At 35.4% G+C, this 16,457-nt stretch carries 15 protein-coding genes; 8 read left to right on the top strand and 7 right to left on the bottom strand.

The window, feature by feature from the left end; genetic code table 11:
- The first annotated feature begins 8 nt into the window (after positions 1 to 8).
- The 4 genes from scpA (at position 9) to AC4PRO_RS07845 (ending at position 5,046) form a co-directional block, all read left to right on the top strand.
- Positions 9 to 2,153, top strand: a complete 2,145-nt coding sequence (scpA, locus tag AC4PRO_RS07860; protein ID WP_074721303.1) for a methylmalonyl-CoA mutase — start codon at positions 9 to 11, stop codon at positions 2,151 to 2,153.
- Positions 2,154 to 2,646: 493 nt separating this feature from the next.
- Entirely contained in the window at positions 2,647 to 3,171 is a 525-nt protein-coding gene (locus AC4PRO_RS07855) for a hypothetical protein (RefSeq protein WP_074721305.1), read from the top strand.
- Positions 3,172 to 3,574: 403 nt separating this feature from the next.
- Positions 3,575 to 4,111, top strand: coding sequence for a hypothetical protein (locus tag AC4PRO_RS07850; RefSeq protein WP_492116942.1), 537 nt, complete (start codon positions 3,575 to 3,577; stop codon positions 4,109 to 4,111).
- 395 nt (positions 4,112 to 4,506) lie between these two features.
- Positions 4,507 to 5,046 carry a hypothetical protein gene (locus AC4PRO_RS07845; RefSeq protein WP_074721309.1) on the top strand — a complete coding sequence of 180 codons (540 nt, stop codon included), beginning with the start codon at positions 4,507 to 4,509 and terminating at the stop codon, positions 5,044 to 5,046.
- Positions 5,047 to 5,098: 52 nt separating this feature from the next.
- Here AC4PRO_RS07845 and AC4PRO_RS07840 read toward each other — a convergent pair whose 3' ends face one another.
- The 5 genes from AC4PRO_RS07840 to dapF all read right to left on the bottom strand — a co-directional run bounded on the left by AC4PRO_RS07840 (position 5,099) and on the right by dapF (position 9,169).
- Positions 5,099 to 5,740, bottom strand: coding sequence for a lysozyme family protein (locus tag AC4PRO_RS07840; protein ID WP_074721311.1), 642 nt, complete (start codon positions 5,738 to 5,740; stop codon positions 5,099 to 5,101).
- Between the two features lie 97 nt (positions 5,741 to 5,837).
- Positions 5,838 to 6,671, bottom strand: coding sequence for a DUF2279 domain-containing protein (locus AC4PRO_RS07835; protein ID WP_492116941.1), 834 nt, complete (start codon positions 6,669 to 6,671; stop codon positions 5,838 to 5,840).
- Between the two features lie 89 nt (positions 6,672 to 6,760).
- Complete coding sequence (gene mltG, locus AC4PRO_RS07830) at positions 6,761 to 7,801, bottom strand: endolytic transglycosylase MltG (protein WP_492116940.1); 1,041 nt, start codon at positions 7,799 to 7,801, stop codon at positions 6,761 to 6,763.
- A gap of 10 nt (positions 7,802 to 7,811) precedes the next feature.
- Positions 7,812 to 8,345 (bottom strand): GNAT family N-acetyltransferase, encoded by a 534-nt coding sequence (locus tag AC4PRO_RS07825; protein WP_074721315.1) that lies wholly within the window; start codon positions 8,343 to 8,345, stop codon positions 7,812 to 7,814.
- A 41-nt stretch (positions 8,346 to 8,386) separates the two neighbouring features.
- A complete protein-coding gene (gene dapF / locus AC4PRO_RS07820; protein ID WP_492116939.1) occupies positions 8,387 to 9,169 on the bottom strand; it encodes a diaminopimelate epimerase in 783 nt (260 codons plus the stop codon).
- A gap of 136 nt (positions 9,170 to 9,305) precedes the next feature.
- On the opposite strand from dapF, the gene AC4PRO_RS07815 reads away from it, so the two are divergent.
- Together AC4PRO_RS07815 and AC4PRO_RS07810 are read left to right on the top strand one after the other, a co-directional pair.
- The gene (locus AC4PRO_RS07815; RefSeq protein WP_492116938.1) at positions 9,306 to 10,706 is read left to right on the top strand and encodes a trypsin-like peptidase domain-containing protein; all 1,401 of its coding nucleotides are present in this window, start codon (positions 9,306 to 9,308) and stop codon (positions 10,704 to 10,706) included.
- A 158-nt stretch (positions 10,707 to 10,864) separates the two neighbouring features.
- Positions 10,865 to 12,313 carry a glyceraldehyde-3-phosphate dehydrogenase gene (locus tag AC4PRO_RS07810; RefSeq protein ID WP_074722018.1) on the top strand — a complete coding sequence of 483 codons (1,449 nt, stop codon included), beginning with the start codon at positions 10,865 to 10,867 and terminating at the stop codon, positions 12,311 to 12,313.
- A gap of 380 nt (positions 12,314 to 12,693) precedes the next feature.
- Here AC4PRO_RS07810 and AC4PRO_RS07805 read toward each other — a convergent pair whose 3' ends face one another.
- Positions 12,694 to 14,100: an APC family permease gene (locus AC4PRO_RS07805; protein WP_492116937.1), complete on the bottom strand. Its 1,407-nt coding sequence runs from the start codon at positions 14,098 to 14,100 to the stop codon at positions 12,694 to 12,696.
- A 536-nt stretch (positions 14,101 to 14,636) separates the two neighbouring features.
- Between AC4PRO_RS07805 and AC4PRO_RS07800 the strand changes: the two genes are divergently transcribed.
- Positions 14,637 to 15,161, top strand: coding sequence for a GNAT family N-acetyltransferase (locus tag AC4PRO_RS07800; RefSeq protein WP_492116936.1), 525 nt, complete (start codon positions 14,637 to 14,639; stop codon positions 15,159 to 15,161).
- Positions 15,162 to 15,284: 123 nt separating this feature from the next.
- Here the strand turns inward: AC4PRO_RS07800 and AC4PRO_RS07795 are convergent, their stop codons facing one another.
- Positions 15,285 to 15,512, bottom strand: coding sequence for a CDGSH iron-sulfur domain-containing protein (locus AC4PRO_RS07795; RefSeq protein ID WP_074722022.1), 228 nt, complete (start codon positions 15,510 to 15,512; stop codon positions 15,285 to 15,287).
- A gap of 400 nt (positions 15,513 to 15,912) precedes the next feature.
- On the opposite strand from AC4PRO_RS07795, the gene AC4PRO_RS07790 reads away from it, so the two are divergent.
- Positions 15,913 to 16,359, top strand: coding sequence for a hypothetical protein (locus AC4PRO_RS07790; protein WP_492116935.1), 447 nt, complete (start codon positions 15,913 to 15,915; stop codon positions 16,357 to 16,359).
- Positions 16,360 to 16,457 lie beyond the last annotated feature (98 nt).

Below are 16,457 nucleotides of genomic sequence, written 5' to 3'. Positions count from 1 at the left end.
TGTCACAAATGATAAGAAATGACCTCCAACATATTCAATTAGATAGTCAAAAGTCGAAAGAAGAACCGGCGTTGCAAGAACAAGATGCTTCAACTGCAGACTTTTTTACGGCTGAAGGCATTGAACTCAAACCCACCTATTCTAAAAAAGATATTGAAAACCTAAAGCATCTTGATTTTGGTGCTGGCTTTGCGCCAAATTTAAGAGGGCCTTACACCACAATGTATGTGCGTCGCCCTTGGACAATTCGTCAATATGCCGGATTTTCAACTGCCGAAGAAAGCAATGCTTTCTATAGACGAAATCTAGCCGCAGGACAAAAAGGATTATCTATCGCTTTTGATTTACCTACACACCGTGGTTATGATTCAGATCACGAACGCGTTGTGGGTGATGTAGGAAAAGCAGGAGTTGCTATTGACTCTGTCGAAGATATGAAAGTATTGTTTGATCAGATTCCCTTAGATGAAATGTCAGTTTCAATGACTATGAATGGTGCAGTATTGCCTATTATGGCTTTCTATATTGTTGCTGCCGAAGAGTCAGGGGTAAAACCAGAGCAACTTTCAGGAACCATACAAAATGACATTCTAAAGGAGTTTATGGTGCGTAATACGTACATCTATCCTCCTACTCCTTCGATGAAAATTATTGCAGATATCTTTGAATACACGAGCAAGAAAATGCCGAAATTCAATTCCATATCCATTTCCGGCTATCATATGCAGGAAGCAGGTGCAACCGCCGATATTGAATTAGCGTATACACTAGCCGATGGACTAGAATACATCAGAACGGGATTATCAACCGGAATGAAAATTGATGAGTTCGCTCCGCGCCTTTCTTTTTTCTGGGCTATTGGGATGAACCATTTTATGGAAATTGCGAAAATGCGTGCCGGAAGAATGATTTGGGCTAAACTAGTAAAACAGTTTAATCCAAAAGATGATAAATCATTGGCTTTACGAACCCACTGCCAAACTAGTGGTTGGAGTTTAACAGAACAAGACCCTTTTAATAATGTAGCCCGTACCTGTATTGAAGCATCGGCAGCAGCTTTTGGAGGAACGCAATCGTTACACACCAATGCATTGGACGAAGCCATTGCTTTACCAACAGACTTCTCTGCTCGAATTGCAAGAAACACACAGATATTTTTACAAGAAGAAACTAAAATCACTAAAACAGTCGATCCTTGGGCAGGAAGCTATTATGTAGAAAGTTTGACTAATGAGATTGCTGAAAGTGCCTGGAAACTCATCGAAGAAGTGGAAGAGCTTGGCGGAATGACGAAAGCCATCGAAGCTGGCATTCCGAAACTTAGAATTGAAGAAGCGGCGGCAAGAAAACAGGCGCGTATAGATAGCGGCCAGGATATTATTGTAGGTGTAAACCAATACCGACTCGACAAAGAAGATCCTTTACTTATTTTAGATGTGGACAACCAAATGGTTCGAAAACAGCAATTGGAGCAATTGGACCGCATTAAAGCGAGCAGAGATAGTGAAAAAGTACAGAAATCATTGGATAAATTAATCCTTTGCGCGAAAACCGGAGAAGGAAACTTACTGGAATTAGCTGTGGATGCAGCAAGAAACCGAACTACATTAGGTGAAATCAGTGATGCCTTAGAAACGGTTTTTGGACGATATAAAGCACAAATTAAATCCTTTAGTGGCGTGTATAGTAAAGAAATAAAAGACGACAAAAGCTTTGAAAAAGCCAAACAGCTAGCCAATGCCTTTGCAAAACAGGAAGGCCGTCGCCCTAGAATCATGATTGCCAAAATGGGGCAAGATGGTCATGATCGTGGTGCAAAAGTAGTTGCTACGGGATATGCTGATGTTGGTTTTGACGTGGATATTGGCCCTCTATTTCAAACTCCAGCCGAAGCAGCGAAACAAGCTATAGAAAATGACGTTCATATTCTGGGTGTTTCCTCATTAGCAGCAGGACATAAAACCCTAGTTCCCCAAGTAATTGAAGAATTAAAAAAATACGGACGAGAAGACATCATGGTGGTTGTAGGAGGAGTAATTCCCTCACAGGATTATCAATTCTTATTTGATGCTGGCGCCGTTGCTGTTTTTGGACCTGGAACAAAAATAAGCGATGCTGCAATAAAAATATTAGAAATACTTATCGGAGAATAACCCCCAATTTGCACGATATAATAAATAGAAAAACACCAACCAAAAGTTGGTGTTTTTCTATTTATGTTCGAAAATGAATCAAAAAAAAGCTCCTCATAATTAAAACCAATCGTAACAAATAAAACAAACCGCAAATGCTAAAGTCAAATCGTTTGGCTACAAAATCATTGGTATACAAGAACTAAAAACAATTGAGTAATGATGCTTATTAAAACGCACATTTGTATATTAAATTTTGAACACTACCCAAAAACGGCATATAATACTACCACCATATTGTTAATTAACAAAACTTAAATACCACATTAACTGCTACTTAAACCATAAAATATTAAATTTACATCTAATTGCAATTTTATTTCAAAAGCTCCAAAACGCAAATAATTATTTAAAAAAAGAATTTAGACTAAATTGAAAAACTAAAAAAAGTAAGTCATTTACAGATCTAAAATTTACTCTAAATCATGTCATTAATCATTTAAATCTAAATATTATGAAAGCGTTTATGCATGTATTAATATTATCTTTAGGGTTAACCACTCTATCTTACTCACAAGAAACAAATGCTGGTAGTATGAGTATGGAAAATTTACCAGCTGTAGTAATTAAAAGTGCTGGAGATGACTTTTCGGTATACCTGCCTGACAGAAATGCTGATCCTAAGGTCAGAGCGCTGCAAGACAACTTCATCGCCTATGATTTAGGTAAAAACTATGAAGGTTATGAAACCTATCTCGTATATATGGAAGTAACAGGAGGTACATTAACAGCCACTTATAATGAAAACGGAAAATTAATTCGTGTTGTAGAAAATTACAAGGATGTAGTATTACCAAGTAAATTAATCTACGAAATCTATAAAAAATTCCCAGGATGGGAGATCGTAAATGATAAATATCTATATTCTCAAGAAGAAGGAGATATTCTAAAAAAACAGTATAATATAAAAATTAAAAAAGGAAAAGAAAGTCGTAAATTGAAGGTTCATCCTGATGGTGAACTTATAACTGAAAACTAAAATAATAAAATAGAACCCATTTTAACTGCCCCGTAAACATGGGGCAGGTTCTTTTTCTTTAGCAAAATCAGACTGTTCCAAATTCACAAGAAATCTAAATGATAAATCATCTGGTTCAGGTTATAGAAGCTCCATTATTTTAGCGTAAGAAGTTGATTTATCCTAATAAAAAAAAATTTAAATAATCGTTTTTATTAACAGGTAACGAGGAAACCCTTAACGTAAAATTCGCAATAAAAAAACTAAATTTACAATAAATAAACACGTATTAACTACAAATAAACACAATACATTAACTAATACTATTAAAAATTAAAGATGTAATAATTATAATGAAAAGTAAGAAGTCCCTAAATTTAAATTATTTTAACCGACGGTAAATATTAATTTAAAACTAATTATCATGAAAACATTTATTGTTACTTTATTATTTTTGAGTTTAACTATTTCATCTTATTCTCAAGAAAAAGTACAGACCGCTACGAAAGAAGGAATGATGAAAATAGAAGAATTACCCGCTGTAGTTATTAAAAGTGCAGGAGAAGACTTTTCAATTTATCTACCAGATAGAAATGCAGATCCCAAAGTTCGAAAATTACAAGATAATTTCATCGCCTACGATTTAGGTAAAAATTTTGAAGGTTACGATACCTATTTAGTAACTATGGAAATAAAAGGAGGATCTTTGGCCGCTACCTATGATGAAAAAGGGAAATTAATTCGAGTTGTCGAAAATTACAAGGATGTAAAGTTACCCGCTCCTGTAATTTACTCCGTCTATAAAGCATATCCCGGATGGGAAATTGTCAATGACAAGTATTTATATTCCCAAGAAGAGGGAGACATCTTAAAAAAACAGTATAACTTAAAAATTAAAAATGGAAATGACAGCCGTAAATTAACAGTTCATGCTGATGGTGAGATTCTTGCTGAAAGATAAGCACCATAAAATTGACTTCCTTCTAGCTGCCCAAAATTTGGGCAGCTTTTTTTGTTAAACCAAAGTGCTTTAAAATTATAATCAGAATGATTTTAACCTATTTTTTTTTACACATTTTAAAAAGACCCTTCATAAAATATCCTTTTTATACATTGAATCGCGATAAGTCCTAATAAAAAAAACTTTTAAAAACCATTTTTATTAACAATATTCATAGAAAAAATTAACATAAAAAGGTTAGAAAAACAACTAACTTTATATTAAGATGATTTAATTAGACACACCTGAATCAAACTTATTTAATTTTAGACATTTAAAGAAGGAAGGAACTAAATAAAAATTAAATCACGCATGAAGAATCTATAATACCAAATATTAATTTAAAACTAAACGTTATGAAATCATTTATTATTACTTTGTTGTTTTTAAGCATGACTGTTTCGTCTTATTCCCAAGATAAAACAGTGAAACAAGATAGAGAAGAAGGCCTGATGAAAGTGGAAGAACTACCTCCCGTTGTAATTAAAAGAGTGGGGTCTGATTTTTCAGTTTATATCCCAGACAATAATCCTGACACAGATGTCAGAAGGTTAGAAGAAAAGTTCATTGCCTATGATATTGGTACGGACTACGAAGGTGCCGAAACTTATCTTTTAATCATGCAAACTAAAGACGGCTCTTTGTCAGCTACTTATAATGAAAAAGGGAAGTTAATTCGCGTAGTGGAGAATTACAAAGATGTACGATTGCCTAATGAACTACTGTACTCCATTTATAGAACCTATCCGGATTGGACAATTGTTAACGATAAATATTTATATACCCAAGAAGATGGTGATGTCCTGAAAAAACAGTACAATCTTAAAATTAAAAAAGGAAAAGAAACGATGAAACTGACTGTTCGCCCAAATGGGGACATTTTAAAAGTCCGATAAAAAAAGAGGCAGTCTCAATTGAGACTGCCTCTTTTTTATACACTATTGTAAATTAGTTTAGACTTGCAATTGCATTTACATTTGCCACTATTAATGAAGTATCATATCCTCCAAATGCTTCCATATAACTTCGGATTGAAGTCCCATAAGCATCTTTGATGAATTTTTTTCCATTGTATTTAAAATATTTCTTTACAGAACCTGCACCACCAAGATGTGCTGCTGCCAAAATTCCGGATTCCGTGACCAAAATCCCATTTACCACCTTACCATCGTATTTCTCGATGATATCCTGTAATATCCATTTGTTTTTTGATAAAAGAGCTACAAAGGCTCTCTCTTGCATCTTAGGACTACGAAGGAATAAAGAAGTATCGTATATTCCGACAGATTTTAGGGTTTCGTTACCAAACTGGTATTTCCCTAAATAACCGAGAGAATTGATTTTTTTGTATTTGTTTTCAGATTCTCTATATCCGATTGCTTCTTTGAAACCAATAAATAAATTTCCAGTAAAAGGGATATTCATATTGGTGTAATCGTCCTGCTGTAACGATGGAAATAAGTACCTAATTCCATCTGTGTTTTTTATTAGAAACCATTGATTTGCTTCAATCTCGAGAGGTTTAAAACCCGAGCTTAAAAAAGCTATAATAACAGTTAAACTTGTATAAAAATACCATTTCTTTACCATAAATTGTTTTTCTTCAAAACGCTGTCCCGTTAAGAAATTTCTGCCTGCAAAGATACAATAAAATTCATAAAGCTGAAAATCAACCTGTTAAACTTGTCTAAAAATACGATAAGTGACCCGTAAACCCCTCGCCATGTGAGCATTCAACCGTTGGTGCCGGGATTTTTAAAGTGTTCAAAACGGAGAAAATTGTCTTCAAAAAATGGGATTTTGTTTCAATTTTCGTCAGGTCAACGTCCAAACTCAAATAAAACCGTCTCATTCTTTCCGTTTTTGGCATCGGGAAAAGCCCGCTATTTTCACCATTTCCAGTAATCATTCCGTCCGCTCCATAACCAATAGCAAAATTGAGCCATTTGGGTATCTTTGAGCCTTTGGAAAAGGAGTATAAATTGGCCGAAAGCCAATACGTTTGTCCATTGTAATCTTTCAGAATTTGCTCAGCAAGGGAGCTTCCTAAAACATTGGGTCTGTATTGGGCATATTGAGTAGTATGAAAAGAAAATTTCGGTGTGATGCGTTGCTCATTCCATAATAATTCCTGTGAGACGTATAAAGCAGTCCCTGAAGCATTCGCGATTATATCTCCTGGCGAAGCACCCCATCCTGAAGAAAACCCGTCTAAGACCTCCACAGCAGTCAAAAAAGCAAAACCTAGACCCGCCCCGTAGATCAATTGCTCTTTTTGGGTTGTTCCGCTCCATTCCTGCATTTCTGCCCCCAATCTGCCTATATGATAAGAGGAATACAAATGACCCACCTTATCCATCTGCAGCCACTCCTCATTATCATTGATAAAATGAAAGTTAGATCTTTCATAATCGGCATACCAAAATTGGTTTAAACCTACCAAGGCTCCCGAGACCAATGCGGCTTCCGTAAAAATTACCGAATTTCTCCTGCTTGAATTTAATGAGTCTGAAGGCTTCAAGAAACCATTCAGTCTGTTTTGTCCAAAACTAATATGAAACCACAGCAGTAAAAAAAGTAAAAAAAAACAATTGCTTTTACCCTTCAAAATTATCTTTTTACCCCTTGGGCGTTAATCCAATCTGAATATTTCTTAGCATTTATATTATGCTCCGGTAAAGTAGCTGCAAATTCATGATAACCAAAACGCTCGACACTGGCACAAAAATAGATGTAACCGTTCTTTTCAGGATTGATTACAGCTTCTAAAGCGGTGATGTCTGGCATGGCAATCGGACCTGGAGGAAGTCCGATATTCATATAAGTATTGTAAGGCGACGCCATTATTAAGTCATTATAAAAAACTCGTTTAATCACTTGGTCGAAGTCATTTGATTTTAATTTCAAAGCATAAATCACCGTAGGATCAGCCTGAAGTGGCATTTCCAGTCTCAATCGATTTAGATACACTCCCGCAATTCTAGGTCTTTCATCTTTTTTTACGGATTCTTTATGTACGATCGAAGCTAAAATTGTTGCTTCAACAGGAGTTAAACCTTGCTGAGCTGCTTTTGCAACACGTTCTTTATTCCAGAAATTAAGGTATTCCTTGATCATTTTATCACGAAATTTTTCGGCTGTTGTGTTCCAATAGAATTCATAGGTATTAGGGATAAACATAACCAAAACATTTTCGGGAGTAAAACCATTTTCCTTTAGAAAAATAGAATCTTTAAAAGAGGTCAGTAATGACAAACTATCGGCTTCAATTTGAGAGCCAACCCGTCCAGCAAAATTTTCCAAGCGTTCTTGATTGTTGAATGCTAATTTTACAGGAACATTCATTCGCATCGCTTTTACAAGAGCATAGCTATTCATTCCTTTGGTGAATAAAAAACGACCCGATTTTACATTTTGAGCATAGCTCATTTTGTCAGCTACCATTTCGAAGCGATCCATATTAGCCACATAAGGTGCTATTATTTTCTTAACCCCTTCATAATTAGAATCTGTGGGGACATGTATGAATACTTCTTTTTCAGTAAATTTTGTGTTGTCGGCAAAAATCTGTCTTACCAGGATAAATCCATAAATAATTAATCCTGAGACTACAATTATGGATACAATTGATATAATTTTTTTTAAGTTCAAAGCTAAAATTTTAAAATTGTTGATTAATTAATTGGAAAAACGCCTCGTCTTTATAACTGCCGCTTACTAGATTCCAATCTTTTTTTACACCGATACATTCGAAGCCAAATTTAGTAAAAAGAGCTTTACTTGCTTCATTTTCGGTACCAATATTTGCATACAATTGATGCAAATTAAGGTTATGGAACGCATATTGTATTAGTAGTCCTAATGCTTCCGAACCAATATTTTGCTTTCGGTTCTCAAGTCCCTGAATTACAATCCCTACTCCTGCCCTGTTATTTTTTGGATCAAAATCAAATAAATCAATTAATCCCACCGCAGGAAAGTCCTCGTCTTGACAAATCGCTAGTCGCAATTGCTTAGCTTCATAAATATCCTGATGCGCATTCTCGAGGTATTGTTTGACTAAAAACCTACTGTATGGAGTATTTGTATTACTTACTTCCCACACAGTCTGTTCGTTTTCTATGGCATAAATGAACTCCAAATCATTTGGTTCAAGCGCTCGGATGTATATGTGTTCTCCTTTTAGAGTTATCATTATTGAAGTTGAAAGTTAGAGATTAAAAATTAGAGGTTAGTTTAAACCTCGATTGTTCCTTCAAAGACAAACTCAGCGGGGCCTTTGAGGAATACATTAGTATAATTATTGTCTTTTTTATCGAAAGAAACAGCGAGCTTTCCGCCCTCCACATTTAAATTTATGGAAGTCGCATCTGTTGTTCCCGTTGCATTCATTGCTATCGCAGTAGCAGTAGCACCGGTTCCGCAAGCCAATGTCTCATCTTCCACGCCTCTTTCATAGGTGCGTAACGAAAAAGTAGTAGCGTCTATTTTCTTTACAAAATTGATATTACTTCCTTGTTTTCCGTACAATTCACTGTGTCGAATGGCGGCGCCTTGTTCTTTTACATTATAATTTTCTAAATCTTCGACTACCTGAACGTGATGTGGGGAACCTGTATCCAGAAAGGTATAATCTGATTCTTTTTTAATATTCAAAACATCAATCATTTGCAGCGATACGATGCCGTCTTCGTCAACTGTTGCATGATGCATGCCATCTACAGCATTAAACGTAGTACTGTTTTCAACCACGTTTATTTTTTTGGCGAAAGCCACCAAACATCTTCCTCCATTACCGCACATGGTACTTTGGCTTCCGTCTGAATTGTAATACACCATTTTAAAATCAGATTTGGGATCGTTTTCTAATAAAATAAGGCCATCCCCTCCTATACCAAAACGCCTATCACATAAATGCGCTACGAGCTTGGTGTCTTCTTTTGGAAAAGTTCCCAGACGATTGTCAATCATCACAAAATCATTTCCGGTTCCTTGGTATTTATAAAATTGTATTTGCATTATGTCTAAGTTGTATTTCACAAAAGTACGAACTATTAATGAAATGTTAATCACTGTTAAAGAGCGTTAAACTGTTTTTTGAATACCTTATTTAACCCTATTTTTACAATACAAATAACGTAAAACATACTCTATTATGAATCGATTTTCGCAGCTATTTTTGGCTTCTCTGTTAAGTGGTGCCGTAACATTAGGGGCTTACAAATTATTATTTGATACTAATGGCTATTTTTCTTCGAATAAAAATCCGTTAACCACGCTATCTAGTGAATCCTATGTCAGAAAAGTAGGCCTATCTCCTGATGTCATTGACTTTACGGAAGCGGCCGAAAAAACAATACACACGGTCGTCCATGTAAAAAACGTATCCTATAAAACCGTTTCAAACCCGATGCTGGAATACTTCTACGGATACAAAGGAGGACAGACACAGGAGCAAGTGGGAACTGGCTCAGGTGTAATTATCTCAGCCGATGGTTATATCGTAACGAATAATCATGTGATAAAAGACGCTTCAGAAATTGAAATTACCTTAAATAATAAAAAATCATACAAAGCAAAACTCATTGGCACCGACTCAAAAATGGATATCGCTTTGTTAAAAATTGATGCTGACGAAAAACTCCCTTATACCACGTTTGGAAATTCTGATTCGGTAAAAATTGGAGAATGGGTTCTAGCGGTCGGAAATCCATATAACTTAACCTCAACGGTAACTGCTGGTATTGTTTCGGCGAAAGCCAGAGACTTGGGAACTAGCGGAATTCAATCTTTTATTCAAACAGATGCTGCGGTAAATCCAGGAAACAGTGGTGGTGCTTTAGTAAACACCCGTGGTGACTTGATAGGAATCAATACGATGATTTCTTCTATGACTGGCTCCTATGTTGGTTACTCTTTTGCTGTACCGTCTAATATTGCCCGAAAAATTATTGAAGATCTTATGGAATACGGTAACGTACAACGTGGAATCTTGGGGGTTGAAGGTGGAGAATTAAATGCAACTGCTTCCAGAGAATTAGGAATTAACCAAACCGAAGGATTTTACATTGGCGCCGTTACAAAAAATTCAGGTGCTGAAAGATCTGGACTTCAAAAAGGAGATATCATAGTAAAACTAGACGGACAGAAGATTGCCACTTATGCAGACCTTTCTGGATACATTAACACCAAGAGACCTAATGATAAAATACAGGTTACCTATACTAGAGACGGAGAAAATCGCATCGTTCCTGTACTGCTAAGTAAAAACGAATTCTTCAGTACTGAATTCAAAGGAATCGAACTAGAAAATATTAATACCACCGACAAAAAGAAATTCAATATCAATTATGGTGTCAAAATTAAATCTATAACCAATGAAAATTTAATGCAATATAGCGCTGAATTAAAAGGCAATATCATTCTGAGTATTGATAATGAAAAAGCAAAAGATATCGAAACGGTCTCCAAACTTTTAAATAATAAAGAAGAAAATCAAAGCATACGACTCGAAATGATCAATAAAAACGGGGAAGTATTCAGAATCATTATCTAACACCTGCCCGCTTTCGATAAAAACAAAGCCAGTCCGCAAAACGCACTGGCTTTTTTTATTAAAAAAAAACATTAAAATAGTTCACGAAATCGATTGAAATGGGTACTTTTGCGCCAAATTTAAGACAACAAGTACTAAATTATTTTCAAATTTTCAATATGAGCAAGACACCTTTGTATCAAAAAGAAGTTTCATTTCAGGTCGACAGAAGACGTGCAGGAGTAGAATTAATTAAAATTGTCAGCGATTTATGGTATGACAAATCCATAGAAATGGTTTTGTTTAAAAATCAATTGATAGACAAAAACGTAAATGAAATCATCAATTTACATCAGTATGCCGCAGAATTTGTAGGCAAACCGATTACCATTTTCGACTCGGTAGAAATTGCCAAAGTCGTTTTATCGTTGGATTTACCACCATCAAAATTAGATATTGGTAAACTGACTTACGAGTACGTATTAGAAGACGAAAAATATCCCGATGCAAGACATTTTGTATTGGACAAATTAAAAGAAGCCAAATCATCAGAAGAAATTCAGCCGAAAGATGTGGTATTATATGGTTTTGGTAGAATTGGACGTTTATTAGCCAGAGAGCTAATGTCTAAAACTGGAAAAGGAAACCAATTACGATTGAGAGCCATTGTTACTAGAGATAAAAATGATGCTTCGACCCTTGAAAAAAGAGCTTCGTTATTGCGTTATGATTCCATTCATGGTGATTTTCAAGGTTCTGTAACTGCAGATGTTAAAAACAATGCGTTAATCATCAACGGTACAACTGTTCACATTATTACAGCAAACTCTCCAGAAGAAATTGATTATACTACTTACGGAATTGATCATGCTTTGATAATCGATAATACAGGTGCTTTTACAACTAAAGAAGCATTAAGCAGACATTTAGTTTCAAAAGGAGCGCATAAAGTATTATTGACTGCTCCTGGTAAAGGAGTTCCAAATATTGTTCATGGTGTAAATCAAAACGAATACAATCCAGACGATATTGATATTTTCTCTGCTGCTTCTTGTACAACAAATGCCATCACTCCTATACTTAAAGCAGTTGAAGATACTTTAGGTGTAGTAAAAGGACATTTAGAAACGATACACTCCTATACAAATGACCAAAACTTGGTCGACAACATGCACAAAAAATACCGTCGTGGTCGAGCTGCAGCCTTGAATATGGTAATTACTGAAACGGGAGCAGGAACTGCTGTCGCTAAAGCGTTACCGTCATTGGAAGGTAAATTGACCTCTAATGCGATTCGTGTTCCTGTTCCTAACGGATCGTTAGTTGTTTTGAATCTTGAAGTATCAAAAGAAACTTCAATTGAAGAAATCAATGCCATTATGAAAAAATATGCATTGGAAGGCGAGTTAGTAGAGCAAATTAAATATTCAACAAATAACGAACTAGTTTCATCCGATATCGTTGGTACATCTGCACCTTCAATTTATGACAGTAATGCCACTATCGTTTCTAATGACGGCAAAAATATCGTGTTATACATCTGGTATGACAATGAATATGGCTACAGTCATCAAGTAATAAGATTGGCAAAATATATTGCTAAAGTAAGACGTTTCACGTATTACTAGCCTATAGCTTACAGGTTTGGCAATGCCGTTTCAATTTTTAATTTTTAGTTTTTAGTTCAAGTTTTAGATTAAGATTTACAGCAGCCCAACCTGGATTTAATAGAAAATCCCTCCCGTTAGTAAGACGAGAGGGATTTTTTTTGCGAAATAGCTATAGAACGCGAAATAATTAAACCATATAAGTCATATAAGTTTTTAAAAGCTTCTTCGATGAATAGCGCATTAGAATCGTAGCATCCCGACTGACATTAAATGGAAAATCCGTTCCGTCTCGGCGGATTTAAGAACCAGACGGAACGGATTTATTTTAAACTTATTGGTAAAGAACACTTTTTATTACAATAAAAAAATATTTAAACTTATTACTGACCATTGACAAACTATTCCTTAGCCTTTGTCAAATAATAAACAGGAATACCCATTAGCATAATCAGGACGCCCCAACCGCTCGTACTTGTTTTAGTGTATAATAAAGCAATACAAATTGCACTAGCTATAACAATATAGAGAGCAGGTAAAAAAGGATATCCAAAAGCTCTATATGGCCTTTCAGCATCTGGCATTTTTTTGCGAAGAATAAATATCCCTAAAATCGTAAGTATATAAAAGATCAAAACGATGATTACTACAAAGTCAAGTAAATCACCATACTTCCCCGTTAGACACAAGGCCGAAGCCCAAAAACACTGTACCCAGATAGACCATTCTGGAACACTAGCTTTATTCAGCTGAGCCGCTTTTTTAAAGAAAACACCGTCTTGCGCCATCGTATAATATACTCTGGCACCGGCCATAATCAGTCCGTTGTTACACGCAAAAGTCGAAATCATAATCATCACAGCAATAATATACGTCCCTATAGATCCAAAAATATATTGCGAAGCCACCACAGCCACACGGTCTGATTCGGCAGTAGCAATTTCTTGCAACGGCACTACAGCCAGATACATTAGATTTGCCAAAACATAAATCACACTAACAATTAAAGTTCCAAGAAACAAACTCAGTCCTACATTGCGTTTTGGATTTTTAATCTCCCCTGCGATAAAAGTCACTCCTTCCCAAGCGACACTCGAAAACATCGAGCCCACCAAAGCTGCTGAAATTGCAGAAATCAAAGTCACTCCGCTTATCGGCATCCAAGAACCACTTGCTACGTCAAGTGACGACGATGCCCATGCATTTGTCCAGTTAGCATCCCAAACCTCAGCTTTAGCTGCAAAAAATCCAAATAGGATCAGACCTGCCAACGATAAAATTTTAATCACCGTTAAAACCGTTTGAAGAATCTTAGAGTTTTTCACTCCGCGGCTGTTAATATAACTCAGTAAAATAATGGTAAAGATGGAAACAATCTGAGCGGCATTCAATTTGAAATCACCTATTTCATATAAGATATTTTTATCACTAAAAGCTGGAAATAAATATGCTGCAAACTTAGAGAAGGCAACTCCCACCGCAGCGATTGTACCCGTTTGTATCACGGCAAAGAAGCTCCAGCCGTAGAGAAAACCAACGAGTTTTCCGTAAGCTTCCTTAATATATACATACTGTCCGCCTGCTTTAGGGAACATGGAACTCAACTCACCGTAACTCACAGCGGCAATCACCGTAATGGTTCCGGTAAGCACCCACATAGCGATCAGCCATCCGGTCGAACCCAATTGGCGCACCATATCTGAACTCACTATAAATATTCCCGAACCGATCATGGAACCCACCACCAGCATAGTTCCATCCAGTAATCCGAGTTCTCTCTTAAAATCGTCTTGATTCTCTTCTTGCATTATTTTTGGTTTTTGGTTTTTGGTTGGCTAAAGATATACTTTTTTTAGAAATCCCAAATATTTTGTTCCCCGAAGTAGAGTCAAATCCAAAATCAAAGAAGGTTAGGTTACAAATTATAGTATCAGGGCGTGTCCCTACCTCCACTCCGTTACCGTACGGTCAGGCTATTCGCTACAATCTCACTTGTCTCGTCTCGTTTTTAAACGAGACGAGACAAGTGAGGATTTTCACTACTATCCCTCACGCAACGAAACGATATAATCAATGACTACAACGGTGAAATAAGACGATTCAGTTTACGCCCATGTCATACGATGGTGCAATTGCATTCCACGAATGTACTGCATCACAAACGGAGATTCCTCCTTTGTCGGAATGACAAGATAATTAAAATGAAAAAGCCGAATTAATTAATTAATTAATTGTGAATAAAACAATATATATTTGAGTAACGGATTATGAGCTATTGAGAAACGCATATTTACTAGTTCACAGTAATTTCACAACACTGCAACAAACAATCGAAAAATTAAAAATGCAACCATTACAAATAGATAGACTCCTAACGGAAAGATTAATTCTTATTCCGTTTACAATACAAATTTGCAAAAATATTATGAACGATGATTTTGGTGATTTATCTACAATGGGATTAACGAAAGGTAAAAGCTGGCCTGATGCTGATGTTATAGAAACTTTACCCAAAATAATTAATAATTTATCTCAGGTTGAATCACCTACTGGATTTGAATCATGGATGATCATCAAAAATGACACATTAGAAATAATTGGCGACTTAGGTTTTAAAGGGTTCAATCATGACGAAGAAAATATCGATATTGGATATGGTATCATAAAAGAAGAAAGAAAAAATGGTTATGCGGAAGAAGCCTCAAAAGGACTTATAAAATGGGCCTTTTCAAACAAATTTGTAAAGGAAATAACCGCACGATGTTTAATTAACAATATTAGTTCTATCAATCTACTAAAGAAATTAAATTTTATGGAAATGAAGAATGACAACGAAATGGTGTATTGGACATTACAAAACAAAGAATAATCCGCGCCAGGAATGCATCGCAATTAAAACCCCTCCTTTGTAGCAATGACCAGATTGAGTAAAAAAAGCTGCATTTATTAAAAACGCAGCTTTTTTTATAGTGTAAACAGAAAACGGTTTTATTTATTTCGTTTTCATTGGTGGCAAATCAAATGCCTTTGATTCATGTTCAAAACTGCTGCGGTGTGAACCATCACAAAAAGGTTTATTAGAAGACAATCCACAACGGCAAAGACCTAAAGCAGTTCTTCCTTCCAGTCCATATACTTTACCATCACAATCCATTATTTCGAAATCCCCTTCGATCTTAATAGATCCATTGTTATTGATAATTAGTTTTGTTTTGCTCATAATGCTATTTATATTTTTGAGTTCAAAGATTGCAAAATATATGCTCATCATTTCGCATAGCCGTATTTTTTTTGGATTCAAAGCCCTAATTTATCTTTATTCTATTTTACGCCATCGCTGTCACACTACTAAAGAAATTCTATTGTCAACTACAACCGAAAAAAGACAAGTCATTACACGAGCAGTTTGTTTATTTTTTTGTACTTTTAATATCCTCTTTAAATGAAAATTATCGCTTGAGTAATCCCCTCTTCGGCAAGACATTAAAAGTAATTTAGAGCTAAAATCTTCGGCATAGAAATACTGGATTCGCTAGTCAAAATAAGTCTCCCATTTTAGCGATGCATTTTTAAACCGCGCCTGATCATATAAACGAATAGTTAACTAATAAATCGATAGTATGGAAAATTTAAAACGCAAACTAAAAAATGATTTTAATTGGGAAGCACAGTGGCAACAATTATATATATTAACAGAACAATGGTACTCTGACATACAATTTTACAAAGAGGACTTGAAATTTTTATATCATCTTGTTGACAAATATTTCATGGGACTAACTCATAATGCGAACTTAGATGAAATGCGCGAAGTAGCCAAAGAGCTATCTAACGAAAGTAAATGTAGCGATGAATTACAAGACAAAATCGCCCTGCATTTAAAACACCTCGCTGAACTCATCGATGCTCCCAATAAATATGATTCCCACCAAATAAGAAGCGAACACGAAAAATTAGATAATGAGATTATTTCTTTTGTAAATAAATTTAGAAATAACAAAAAAGAAATATTCGCCATTACTGAGAAAGTGATGAAAAAAGAAATTCAAAAAAGGCTGATGTCATAGTGTAATAATTTACGGCAGAAAACTTAGTCGTCAAAATTATACTACGGAAAAAATTTATTGAAAAATAAAAAGGAATCTGATAACCAGAAGGTAACAAC

This window comes from Flavobacterium sp. DW-iso2, assembly GCF_058725285.1.
This window is presented reverse-complemented; position numbering and strand designations above follow the sequence as displayed.